This is a genomic window from candidate division KSB1 bacterium, assembly GCA_034505495.1.
GTDB lineage: Bacteria > Zhuqueibacterota > Zhuqueibacteria > Residuimicrobiales > Krinioviventaceae > Fontimicrobium_A.
This window is the reverse complement of the sequence record JAPDQV010000038.1, coordinates 1-11,326: the sequence shown is the minus strand read 5'-3', so window position 1 is coordinate 11,326 and position 11,326 is coordinate 1. Positions and strand designations below refer to the sequence as shown.

General features: G+C 55.5%; 12 protein-coding genes and 1 tRNA gene. 5 read left to right on the top strand and 8 right to left on the bottom strand.

Annotation, left to right across the window (positions count from 1 at the left end; translation table 11 throughout):
• The coding region (locus ONB24_12820) for a hypothetical protein (protein ID MDZ7316996.1) at positions 1–827 on the bottom strand (827 nt) is incomplete at its 3' end.
• A 321-nt stretch (positions 828–1,148) separates the two neighbouring features.
• Here ONB24_12820 and ONB24_12815 point away from each other — a divergent pair.
• Positions 1,149–1,598 carry a DUF1232 domain-containing protein gene (locus ONB24_12815; GenBank protein ID MDZ7316995.1) on the top strand — a complete coding sequence of 150 codons (450 nt, stop codon included), beginning with the start codon at positions 1,149–1,151 and terminating at the stop codon, positions 1,596–1,598.
• Positions 1,598–2,023: a hypothetical protein gene (locus ONB24_12810; protein MDZ7316994.1), complete on the top strand. Its 426-nt coding sequence runs from the start codon at positions 1,598–1,600 to the stop codon at positions 2,021–2,023. Before ONB24_12815 ends, ONB24_12810 begins: the two co-directional genes overlap by 1 nt.
• A 32-nt stretch (positions 2,024–2,055) precedes the next feature.
• On the opposite strand, the gene ONB24_12805 is transcribed toward ONB24_12810, so the two are convergent.
• On the bottom strand, positions 2,056–3,684 hold the full coding sequence (locus ONB24_12805) for a prolyl oligopeptidase family serine peptidase (protein MDZ7316993.1): 1,629 nt from the start codon (positions 3,682–3,684) through the stop codon (positions 2,056–2,058).
• A gap of 206 nt (positions 3,685–3,890) precedes the next feature.
• Between ONB24_12805 and ONB24_12800 the strand changes: the two genes are divergently transcribed.
• Positions 3,891–3,974, top strand: a tRNA-Leu gene (locus tag ONB24_12800).
• A gap of 163 nt (positions 3,975–4,137) precedes the next feature.
• A complete protein-coding gene (locus ONB24_12795; GenBank protein ID MDZ7316992.1) occupies positions 4,138–5,274 on the top strand; it encodes a carbohydrate binding domain-containing protein in 1,137 nt (378 codons plus the stop codon).
• Positions 5,275–5,356: 82 nt separating this feature from the next.
• Here the strand turns inward: ONB24_12795 and ONB24_12790 are convergent, their stop codons facing one another.
• Positions 5,357–6,658 carry an MFS transporter gene (locus tag ONB24_12790; protein MDZ7316991.1) on the bottom strand — a complete coding sequence of 434 codons (1,302 nt, stop codon included), beginning with the start codon at positions 6,656–6,658 and terminating at the stop codon, positions 5,357–5,359.
• A complete protein-coding gene (locus ONB24_12785) occupies positions 6,655–7,611 on the bottom strand; it encodes a radical SAM protein (GenBank protein ID MDZ7316990.1) in 957 nt (318 codons plus the stop codon). The genes ONB24_12790 and ONB24_12785 overlap by 4 nt, the downstream gene beginning before the upstream one ends.
• Positions 7,612–7,733: 122 nt before the next feature.
• Between ONB24_12785 and ONB24_12780 the strand changes: the two genes are divergently transcribed.
• Positions 7,734–8,159 carry an NUDIX domain-containing protein gene (locus ONB24_12780; protein MDZ7316989.1) on the top strand — a complete coding sequence of 142 codons (426 nt, stop codon included), beginning with the start codon at positions 7,734–7,736 and terminating at the stop codon, positions 8,157–8,159.
• 2 nt (positions 8,160–8,161) lie between these two features.
• Here ONB24_12780 and ONB24_12775 read toward each other — a convergent pair whose 3' ends face one another.
• The 4 genes from ONB24_12775 to ONB24_12760 all read right to left on the bottom strand — a co-directional run.
• On the bottom strand, positions 8,162–9,250 hold the full coding sequence (locus ONB24_12775) for a glycoside hydrolase family 5 protein (protein ID MDZ7316988.1): 1,089 nt from the start codon (positions 9,248–9,250) through the stop codon (positions 8,162–8,164).
• A gap of 10 nt (positions 9,251–9,260) precedes the next feature.
• Positions 9,261–10,064 carry a polyphosphate kinase 2 family protein gene (locus tag ONB24_12770; protein ID MDZ7316987.1) on the bottom strand — a complete coding sequence of 268 codons (804 nt, stop codon included), beginning with the start codon at positions 10,062–10,064 and terminating at the stop codon, positions 9,261–9,263.
• A 19-nt stretch (positions 10,065–10,083) separates the two neighbouring features.
• Positions 10,084–10,392 carry a M48 family metallopeptidase gene (locus ONB24_12765; protein MDZ7316986.1) on the bottom strand — a complete coding sequence of 103 codons (309 nt, stop codon included), beginning with the start codon at positions 10,390–10,392 and terminating at the stop codon, positions 10,084–10,086.
• Positions 10,389–11,326, bottom strand: a 938-nt coding sequence (locus ONB24_12760) for a type I restriction endonuclease subunit R (protein ID MDZ7316985.1), incomplete at its 5' end; no start/stop codon positions are given. The genes ONB24_12765 and ONB24_12760, both read right to left, overlap by 4 nt.

Here is an 11,326-nt window from a genome sequence, read left to right as displayed (position 1 = left end):
TAGACTTGGACCGTGATCGAGCCGCCGTTGGCGCCGGCAAAATCGAGCGGATAGAGGCGCTCGGCATTGCAGGCCCCTTCCCATTGTTCGGCGGTTGTGTAGAAAATGCCGACCATGTTGCTGGGATTGGCGTCATTTTTCGACGGGTTTTCGCCGATGGTGAATTCACAACCGCCCCAATCGCCCCAGAACATGCGGTTGGGCGTCTCAAAGTCCTCGATCAGGCCGTTGTCGTAGGTGATTGGCGGCTGCATCTGGCGTACGTTGTCAAAATACCACACCTCGCCGGCTGTCGTGCCGCCGTAATCGAAAAACAAGCCGACGCGGCCGTATTTGAACGACTCGGTGCCGCCGACGTCGAACGTCAACCGCTCCCATACACCGCCTTCGCTGGTGGTCGCTTCGAATTCCTTACGAACGCTCGGATCGCTCCACGCTTCCAATACGAGCAAAACTTTTTTGCCTGCCGCCGGCGCAATCACGTCGACCCAAATCCACGGCCTGAAGGTAAAATCAAGAACGAATTCTTTGTCGATGTAAAATCCCTCTTTGTCGCAGGCCGTGGTGGTGATTTTGCCGACGTTGGCGCTGTTAAAGGGGAAATCGTCCGGCTTGTTGACCGGCGCCGGGTTATTGGCCGGTTCGAAAATCGATTGGTTGTTGCATTCAACCTGAATCAGATTGAACGCCTCGCCGAGTTCTGTGCTCTCTTGGAAATTCAAGATCACGCCTCTGCTCCAAGTCGGCCGGTCCGCCGGATTGAGTTGCGCCCAGGCACCGGCGACGACCAGCAAAAGAATCGCAGCGGTAACAACGAGGTTCTTCATGGCAGCTCCTTTCGTTTTTTAAACAGTTTACTGGACTTTAGCGTCGTTTTCAACGCTTTTCCCCAACAAGCCTATTTCAATTTTCTTATTAAAGTTAAAAAATATTTTCAATAAAAAAATATAAAGCGGAATTATTTTCTGCTTTTTTACTTTTTGATTCAAAAGAAGTACAAAGAGATTCAAGTTTTTCCGGCTTTTTATCAAGCGCACAAAAACTTTTGTAAAAGGGGCACTTTTGGGGAACAGTAAAAAGAATTCTTGGCTTTTCTTTTCCGTTTTGCTACATTTTTGCAGTTGAAAAAGACTTTAGGGAGTACGGCGATGGAAAAGGAGCAAGGTTTTTACCTGAAATTGCGCCAAAAGGTGCTGGAATGGATCAATACCAATCTGAATGCGGCGTCTCCTTACGCCAAGTACATCATTTGGGCGCCCGACATGTTCTATTTGGTGTGGAAGCTGTCGATCGATCCGCGCGTACCGATTTCCGAACGCCTCAAGTTGATGGCTGCGGTGGCCTATTTCATCTCTCCGTTCGATCTCATTCCTGAGGCAATCATCGGACCGGTCGCCTGGGCCGACGATCTGGTGTTGACCGCTTACGTGCTGCATGGCCTGTTGAGCAATACCCCGCCCGAGCTGCTCAAACAGTACTGGCCGGGTGACGAGGATGTCTTTGAGGTCATCAAAAAGGTCGTTGCAGCCGCGGACCGGTTGGTCGGCAAACGCATCAGCGACATGCTGCGGCGCCGCAGTCGGGAAAGAGGTGCCTAATGAAATCCATACTGCCCCTCGCGGCTGCCGTTCTGCTGTTGAGCTGTTCCAATCCCTGCGAAATCAGTGAAAAATACGACATCAGCACCTCGCATTTCGTCTATGATAAGGGCTTTAATAAATATGCCTACAAGTTCACTTTTCTGCAAAAGGTCGAGGTATGGTCAGGCAAGTGCTCCGGCGATAAGAACAAAAACGAAACCTATTTGTCTTTGACCAGTTTCGCGCCGTGCGATCAGGAAGTAAACTTTACCATCACGGTTAATCAGGGAGCTTATACCTACCAGTTCAGCCGCAACAAAGTAAAAATTCGTTCGCAGGAAACCATTGATTTTGGTTTGATTCAGGAGGGGGGCGGCCGCATCAACAACGCCGCCGTGGACATTGCCTTGTACTGCCCGCTCTGTCCGCAAGACAACCCCTAAAACGTAAAGGGCGGCAGAGATGCCGCCCTTTTTTATTTCTGCAACGTGAGGCTTTGCCGGACGATTTGCCCTTCGGCCGATGCCTGAACGATATAAACGCCCGAGCTCAGGCCGGTCGCTCGAAAAGGTATCTGATGAACCCCGGGCGTCAGCCTCCCTTCGAACAATAGAGCCGCTCGTTTGCCCAGCAGATCATAGACCTCGATCCTGACCTCCTGATCGCGTTTGAGAGCGAGCTCGATGGTGGTCTCAGGATTGAACGGGTTCGGATAGGCAGGCTTGAGGGTCAAAGTGAGCTCCGGAATTTCGGCCGTCTTTTTAACCCCCACGGCAGGCGGATTGTTTTTGCGGTTTTGCGCAAAAACCCAGGGAAAGAGATAGGGATAGTCGTAGCTTTCCGCCCACATGACGTGACTTTTGCCTTTCCATTCGGTGTAGAGCAGAGTCGCGCCGCCGGCAACGGCTGCGGCGATCTCGTCGTCGCTTAGGCCGGTGCAGTCATTGACTCGACAGTGAGTATAGACGGCCTGTCGGCCGCGTCGTTCGAGCGCCTGGATCATCTGCCGCGAGCCCTGCGGCGGCACCGTGTTGTCGACTTGGCCGTGAAACGCCCAGATGGGCAGATGTTTGATGCGGTCGGCGCGCGTCGAATCGCCGCCGCCGCTCATCGGTACGGCCGCAGCAAACTTGTCCGGCCAGCGCGTGATCAGATCCCATGTGCCGTAACCGCCCATCGAAAGACCGGTGACGTACAGCCGGTCGGCATCAATGGAATAGGCCGCAACCAGAGAGTCGAGCAAATCCACAACCGCAAGCAGTTCATTGCTGACCGGCGTGTCGCTGATCCGATAGTAGCCCGTCGACCAATCGCTGTCCACCCAGCGGTTGTCGGCCGGACACTGCGGCGCCACCACAAAGCAGGGATATTTCTTTTGATTGGCGCTGTCCGCCCAACTGGTGGCCAGACGATGCAGTTCGATGTGGATCTGATTGTCGTCGCCGCGCTCGCCGGCGCCGTGCAGCGCCAGCACCAAGGGATAGCGCTGCGCAGGATCGTAAAAGTCCGGAAAGCAGAGTCGATAGGGAATCGTCGTGCCTTGAAAGGTGTGCACGCGCTTGAGGAATTTGTCGACCGTTTTGACATAGCCGGGGCGATCCTCCCGCGTCAACCAGACCGAATCCAGGCGCACCTCCACATTGTCCTTGCCGCCGAGCAGAAATTTGAGAACCGCGTTGGCGTTCAGATTGCAATTGTAAAGAAACGGACCATAATGCCGCGGCTCGTCCTGGAGCTCCAACAGCGGGCTTTCCCATAAAACCCGCTGCAAACCATCGCTTTCCTTAAACTGCACCAAAATCGTGTGCGGCACATTGGCGCGCGCCATAAAGCTGAGGCGATAAGCTTTGCCCTCCTCCAGAACGACCCCTTGCTGCGCATAGACATCGGATCTTTGGTTGCCGCCCTTGGTGATTTTAATCAAACAGGAAGCCTCGCCGGAAAGCTGCGAGTCCTTGGGATATTCGACGGTCATTTCGGCATCATTCTCCTTGCGGACGCTCCAGTATTTTCGGCCGTCGTCGAACTCGCCGTTCTTGATGAGGTTTTCCTGCGCAAAAGCGCAGACGGCGCCAACCATAAGCATCAGCAGACCGAGTTTCATAACAACCTCCTGTTAAATTCACAAAAAAGATAGAAAACAACCGGAATAGTCGCAAGCAGATTCAGCGATTGATTCGGCAGGCCGTACAATCGGCCGCAGGCGTTTATGCCCGCTTTCAAAGAAGGCACAAAACAGAAGTAAATTGATTCTGCAAAAGGGACATTTCCCTTGACTTTCACCCTCTATCTCGCTATATTTAAATGTTTGCCGAGGTGGTGAAATTGGTAGACGCACTGGACTCAAAATCCAGCGGACCTTGGTCCATGCGGGTTCGATTCCCGCCCTCGGCACAAAAAATTTTGCGGGCATTGCAGTAAAAAAAGGCAATGCCCTTTTTATTTGCAGCATGGCCGCATAGCACCGAAAAAAATAAAGAAAATGCTACCATCGAGGCGCTAAATTTCTTATTTTGTCAATAAATTGCTGGTCAATCCAACAAGAAGGAGAAATGCCATGAATCGTTGGGTAATGCTGATTGTCTTTTGCTTGGGGCTTTTTCTTTCACTGCCGCTTCAGGCCGAGCTGAAAGTCGCCATCACCAGCCCTAAAAACGGCGAAGTTTTGGCCCCGTGCGGCGATGTCAAAATAACCTTTGATGTCGATTTTACCGGCGAGAGCTTTAAAGACCTGCGGGTCTATGTCAACGGCATGTACCGCGGCGTCGTACGCAAGGAACCGTGGGAATTTTTGTGGAAAAAGGCCGTTCGCGGCGCTTATGTTCTGCAGGCGCAACTGCGCACGACGGACAATAAGGAAGCCTGGTCTGATCCGGTGCGCATCAAGATCGGACCGGTGTCGGCCGCCGAAAAGGCCCAAAACGGCAGCTTTGAATGCAGCACCATGGCGCCGTGGAATTTGAACGTCAACAGCGGTTCCGGCGCCAGCGCCAGAGCAACGGTTATTGATGAGGCCTATTTTGACGACCCAAACTATCTGATGGTCGAGATCACCAGCGGCGGCAGCTACAACTGGCACGTCCAACTGCAGCAAAACATTCCAGTGGACTCCGGCCATGTCTATCTGATTTCTTTCATGGCCGACGCCGATGTAAAGAAAACCATCAACATATCGATGCAGGAAAACCAGGATCCGTGGGCGGTGCAATGGGCTATGGATATCGACATCGAAGGCGCCAATTTGTACGGTCCCTATGAATTCGAGGCCGTGCGCACCGACCCCTCGAATCACATCCGCTTCAACATCGGCGCCAATACCACGACGTTTTACATCGATGACATCCGCGTCATCGACACCTCGGCGAGCGGCGTAAAGGCCAAAGAATATGACTTTACCGGTACAGTAAAAGAGTTCGAGCTGCTTGCCGCTTACCCGAACCCCTTCAATATGCAGACCCTCATTCCGTTCCGTCTTTCTCAGGCGGCGGATATCGATCTGGCTGTGTACAATCTGCGCGGCGAGCGGATCAAGACACTGGCGCAGGGCCGCTGGGAAGCCGGTCAACACCAGATCGGCTGGAACGGCCTGGATGAAACGCAGCAGGTGGTTTCCGCAGGCGTCTACTTTTATCGCCTGATCGTCAACGACAAGCGTCCCTATGAGCTCAGCCGCAAGCTGGTTCTGGTAAAATAGGCCATTCAAAACGCAAAGGCCGTCCAAAAGGACGGCCTTTTTTATTTCTGAAGGGATCGTTTTTCGGGGCAGCAGAGTCGGATTACTTTGTTTTCGGCAGCTTGACCCATGCGGTCAGCAGAATTACGGACACTGCCGCCAGAGCGGCGCCGGTCAAAAATGCAACGCTGCCGCCGAACAGACTGTAGAGCGTGCCGAACAACAGACTGGCCGGAAAAGCTGCCAATCCCACGGTAAAATGATACAATCCGAAAGCGCTGCCGCGCAGAGACGGCTGCACCAGATCCGCGATCAACGCTTTTTCGGCGCCTTCGCAGAGCGCATAATAGAGCGCATAGACGGAAAAGAGGATAAAGATTGCCGGCAGCTGGACGGCCTGAGGAAGTCGATGCAAAAATGCAAAACAAGCATAAACGACGGCATAGATGATCCAACCCGTTGAGATGACTCGTCGGCGGCCGATCCGGTCGGAAAGCGCCCCGAACGGCGTCGAAAAAATGACTTTGATGATATGAAAGAACGACCAAAACAGCGGCAGGAAGAGGATGTCGATGAGCTGCTGCAGCGTTGTTTGATTGAAAACCGAGGAAAGCGAGGTAAAGATCGGCAAAGCCGCCAGTTTATCTAAAAGGCTGCGGTTGAGCTGCAGCGCTTCATGAGCCCGATAAAGGAGAAAGGCATCGGACGAATTGCCCAAAGTGAATAACAAAATGACGGCCAGAAAACGGGTATAGCGGCGGTCGAAGGGTTTCAGCGAGAAGCGAAAAGCTTCGGGAGACCGGCCTGAATCGGGCGGTTCTTTGACAAAGAATAAAAGCATGAACACGGCCAATGCACCGGGAATGATTGCCAGCTGAAAGACGCGGCGCAGCAGCGTCATCGGCTCTGTGACGTGAAATGTTCCGGCTAAAAGCGTCAAGAGCAGCAATGAGACCAGCGGTCCAATGACCGCGCCGGTGTGGTCCATGGCGCGATGAAAGCCGAACGCCTTGCCGCGGATTTCCGGCGGGGCGGCAGCGGCGAGCAGCGCATCGCGCGGCGATGTGCGGATGCCTTTGCCGACCCGATCGGCCGCCCGCACCGCTACGATCTGCCAGACCGAGGTGGCGAATCCGGTCAGCGGCCGAAACACGGTCGAGATCGTATAGCCGATCACCGTCATCCGCTTGCGCCGACCGGTCCTGTCCGTCCATACGCCGCTGAACAATTTCAGCAGCGAGGCGATGCTCTCGGCCAGGCCTTCGATGACGCCCAGCGCCATGGCGCCTGCGCCGAGCAAAGAAACGAACACCGGTACCAACGGATAGATCATTTCCGTCGCAATGTCGGTAAACAGGCTGGTCAGGCCCAAAGCAATGACCGCAAACGGCAGTTTTTTCTTCATAGATTCTCCTTGCGTAGGTTGCCTTTAAAGGGGCGGGGTTGTCTGAAATCGGGAAGAAATTCGCTCTCGGCTTCTTCGAATCGGATATGCTGGACAAACAGATGGGTAAATCCGAGCGAGAGAGCGTGTTCATAAACCGTATAAAACTCGTCGTGAGTCACACGGCGGTTCATTTCGGGCAGCGATTGCCGGCGCGCCGGCCAGTACTGCGACATTAGGCTGATCGGCAGCTCTTTGCCGAACTCGATGAACAGAGTGCTCAAAGCGTCGATCGAGTTTTGCACGTGCCCCGGCAGAACGAGGTGGCGCACCAAGACGCCGCGCGAGGCAATCGGCTTGTCTTCGACAAAGGCATCGAGAAACCCGACTTGACGAACCATTTCCTGCAGCGCCGCCAAGGCGACGTCGGGATAGTCCGGCGCATGCGACAGCCGCCGCGACAGCTCCGGATCCGAATACTTGTAATCGGGCAGGTACATGTCGGCGACTCCCTCGAGCAGGCGCAGCGATTCGATCCGGCAGTAGCCGGAAGTGTTGTAAAGAATCGGAACCTCGACGCCGCGCCGACGCAGTTCGGACACGACGGCCAGCGTGTGCGGCAGAAAATGGTCGGGCGTGACAAAGTTGACGTTGTGAACGCCGCGCCGGCTGAGAGCTTCCAAACGATCCGCCGTTTGGGAGACGCTCAGTACTTCCCCTAAATGTTCGCACGAAATCTGGTAATTTTGACAGAACGTGCAGCGCAGGGTGCAGCCGGAGAAAAAGACCGTGCCCGAGCCGTGCACGCCCGAAATCGGCGGCTCTTCGCCGAAATGCGCCTCGATGGCGGCGATGCGCAGGTCTGCACTTTCGCCGCAGACGCCGAGCTTGCCGGCCGTTCGATCCACGCCGCACTGCCGCGGACACAGACGACAATCGCGATACAGCTCGAAAACTCGTTCGTTATGAACCATGAGCAAAAGGTCCTTAATGAATATAAATTTACAAAATACGCATCATTTCTGCAACGTCGTCGCGGCTTGACATTGTCGACACGGCATGCTTAAATTTCTTTACGAAATAGAAGGAGAAAGATGTGGAACCGGAAAAAGTTTTGGTCAGCTACCAGGCCGCCGGCGGAGTGGTGGTCGAGGACGACCGTTATTTAATTCTCTTTCGCCCTAAAAAAGGCGAATATCGCCTGCCGAAAGGACATATCGAGCCGGATGAGTCGCCGGAGCAGGCGGCGCAGCGCGAAGTAGAAGAAGAAACCGGTTGTTCTGTGGAAATTCTTGCCGATTTGGGGCAGATGCTGGTGGAATTCGATTGGGGAAACCGACACTATTCCCGCCAAGAGCATTATTTCCTGATGAAGCTGAAAAACGGCCAAGTCTGCGGTGCGGCCGAGGAACAATTCGAGCCGATGTGGTTGCCGTATGATGAGGCGCACAAACGGTTGACCTTCGCCGCCGAAAAAGAGTGGCTGCGCCGGGCGAAAAACGCCCTGGAGGGCCGCCGCTGATCCTAAGGTTCGGCCATTTTTAAAATGACGGCCTTCGACGCGATTTCCCGTAAAAGCCTCATGCCCGGGGCCGCATCCTTCAGGCCGCCCAGGCCGTCGTGCCCGGTCCAGGTCCAGGCCAGACAGCCGAGGTAACTGTTTTCGAACGCAAAACGATAGGCGTTCTCCGTCGAGAGGGCCGCCTGAAGTCGACCGCCCTGATCTTTTCCCGCCAGGCCCTTGGCCGGAAATTCCCCGATCAGCACCGGTTTGTCCAATTGCCAATAGGCAGCCGGATGATGAAAGGGGGAGTAGGCCTCGTCGTACCAGCGGGGATAATAGTGCACTTGATAAAAGTCGAGCACGCCCAGGGAATCGCCGCCGGCCGCAATCAGCGCCGCGTCGCTGTACCAATTCTCGAATTCCGGGCGACCGCTGACCACCTGCACGTTCCAGCAGCCGGTGGTGACCAGCGCCCGCGGGTCGGTGCGGTGAACGGCGCCGGCCAGCAAATTGTGAAACTGCTGCACCGTCCGCACTTCGACGCGTTCCGCCGACCAGCCGAACTTGGGCGTCATTCCCTCCGGCTCGTTGCAGATCTCCCAGGCGAGCAGCGCCGGATGTCCGGCCGCCGCTTTTAGCATGGGGATCAAAGCATGCTCGAGGTAGGCCTGCGTGCAGGAGCGATCCTCGAGCAGCCGGCGGTTGCGGTCAAGGTCCACGCCTTGTTGTTTTTGCAGCATGTCGAACGACCACAAGACCGGAAGCAGCAGGAGTCCCCGCTCGTAAGCCAGATCGAGCGCCCGCAGCAGGTTGGGGATCTCCTGCGGCTGTAGGCCGCTGACCAGGCCGTCGGTAAACGTGGGACTCGCCGAGCCGTTGACGTGCAGCCACCAGCGCACCGTGTTGCCGCCCGCGGCGGCGATCTCGTCCAACGCCTGGGTAAAACGCGCCTCGTCGAAATCGATCAGATCCCTGCCGAAATGGATCCACGCCAGATTCATGCCGGAGGCAAAAATTTTCTGCCCGCTGCGCAAGGGAACGCCTTCGAATCCCGCGGCCGGCAACGTCAGAGACAACAGCAAAAAAAGCATCAGTTTTTGCCGACTCATCGATTCCTCCTCATTCAATAACGACGCCGCTCAAATCCTGCGCCGGTTTCGGGGAGCTCATCTTTAATCCTTCCAGCATCTCGACCAGAATCGTCGAGATGACCAGATTTCGCAGCCATTTTTTATCGGACGGCACAATGTACCACGGCGCCCAGTCGGTGCTGGTTTTACTCAGCACGTCTTCATAAGCGCGCATATACTCTGACCAAAGCTTACGTTCGGCCAAATCGCCGACGTTGAACTTCCACTGCTTTTCCGGCTTTTCGAGCCGTTCCTGCAGCCGCTTTTTCTGCTCCTCGGGACTGATGTGCAGGAAAAATTTCACAATCGTCGTGCCTTCGTCGGCGAGCAGGCGCTCGAAATGGTTGATGTGCTCAAAGCGGCGCTTCCACACCTTTTCTGGAACCAGTCCATGGACGCGCACCACGAGCACATCTTCGTAATGGCTGCGGTTAAAGATGACGATCTCGCCCGCTGCCGGCGTTTGTTTGTGCACGCGCCACAGATAATCGTGCGCCAGCTCTTCGGGCGTCGGCCGTTTGAACGCCGCCACCCGCACGCCCTGCGGATTGACGCCGTCGAAGACGTGGCGTATAACGCCGTCCTTGCCGCTGGTGTCCATTCCCTGCAGCACCACCAGCACCTTGTGTTTGCCCTCGGCGTAGAGCAGCTCCTGCAGCGCCTCGAGCCGGTCGTTCAGCTTTTCGATTTTCTTTTCGGCTTTTTTCTTGTCGATTCCCAGACCGCGGTCATCGGCCGGATCCCATTGACTTAAATCGACGCGCGTGTTCGGCGGAACGAGAAAAGGGTTCATGATCGCACTCCGTTATTAATTAATACGCGGACTCTAAATAGGCTTTTAACAGTAATTTAAACAATGGACCGTGATTGGGCACTTTGAGATGAAGAAGCTCATGTACAATCACCTCGCGGCGAAACTCGGCCGGTTGCTGCAAAAGACCGGCATCGAAGGTCAGGCGTCCCTGCGACGAGCAGCTCGCCCACTTGCGCTTCATCGTGCGGATGCGGATCTCGCGCACAGCCACGCCGATGCGTTGAGCCCAGGCCGCCACCTCGGCGCGAAAAAGGTCCTGCGGGACTGCCTGCTCCAACGGCTGCCGTTCAGGGGCGCGTTTTCTCACTCGGCAGCCCTCCGCAGCAGGTTCAGGATCGCATCGGCCCAAGCAACCACCTCGGTAATGCCGATGTCCAGCAAAGATTTATATAGGCGGCTGCGAAGGCCGCCTTCCTGTTTGCGGTTGGTCATCCAGTGGGGAAATTCCGCAAAGGCGATTTCTATTGTTTGCGCGACCTGCAACGCCTGTTGCGGATCAACTTTACGGGCACGCAGCCACCATTCCACTGCAAACGCTTGAGGCGCATAGGGGCGGCCGGCGCCCTCACCCACTCGGTTGCAGCGTTCATTCTCGGCTTCCGCATATTCGCACACCAGCTGTTCGAGTTCGACAAGCGCCTCCTGCGCTTCGATCTGTCGTTCCTCGAAGCGGCGGCGGATTTCCTCGGCGCGCTCCCCGATGGAAAACAGATAGGGCGCGGTGTGTCCCTGTTCTTCCACCAGGCGGTGCAGCTCTTTGAGCAGGTTAAAGACCTTGACCGTCTCGGGCTTTTCCTCGCGTACGAGCGCCAAAAGGGCATTGGGTCCGAGCTGATAGGTTGCCTGCGGTTCCCGCACGACACCGCCGCGGGTGTGTTTCTGCACGATTTCCGCCGTTTTACGAAGGAAGGATTTGTCTACCGGTACGTGGGGCTCATAGGCGGCGCGCAACAGGCGGTACATTTCCAGCAGACGTTGATAATTTTCCAGATAGGGGCGTAGGAACGGATCAGGCGAGAGGATTTCATAAAGTTCTTCCAGTTCGCGGAAGAAGCGGTAGAAGGTTTCGCGCCGGTCTTTATCGCGGAAACGCTCCAACACCGCCTCGGCAAGCTTGTCATTGTTCACCACGGAGGGCGCGGAATCCGCAAAGATTTTCTCTGTGTTCTCTGTGCTCTCTGCGGTGAGATACTCTGCCCGGCCTTGCTCCATCAGCTTCGCAAAGCGCGCCTGCAAGACCT

Coding starts and splice junctions, on each gene's coding strand:
- ONB24_12810 (MDZ7316994.1), top strand. CDS start 1,598: ATGAAATCCATACTGCCCCTCGCGGCTGCCGTTCTGCTGTTGAGCTGT.
- ONB24_12815 (MDZ7316995.1), top strand. CDS start 1,149: ATGGAAAAGGAGCAAGGTTTTTACCTGAAATTGCGCCAAAAGGTGCTG.
- ONB24_12790 (MDZ7316991.1), bottom strand. CDS start 6,658: ATGAAGAAAAAACTGCCGTTTGCGGTCATTGCTTTGGGCCTGACCAGC.
- ONB24_12770 (MDZ7316987.1), bottom strand. CDS start 10,064: ATGAACCCTTTTCTCGTTCCGCCGAACACGCGCGTCGATTTAAGTCAA.
- ONB24_12795 (MDZ7316992.1), top strand. CDS start 4,138: ATGAATCGTTGGGTAATGCTGATTGTCTTTTGCTTGGGGCTTTTTCTT.
- ONB24_12785 (MDZ7316990.1), bottom strand. CDS start 7,611: ATGGTTCATAACGAACGAGTTTTCGAGCTGTATCGCGATTGTCGTCTG.
- ONB24_12805 (MDZ7316993.1), bottom strand. CDS start 3,684: ATGAAACTCGGTCTGCTGATGCTTATGGTTGGCGCCGTCTGCGCTTTT.
- ONB24_12775 (MDZ7316988.1), bottom strand. CDS start 9,250: ATGAGTCGGCAAAAACTGATGCTTTTTTTGCTGTTGTCTCTGACGTTG.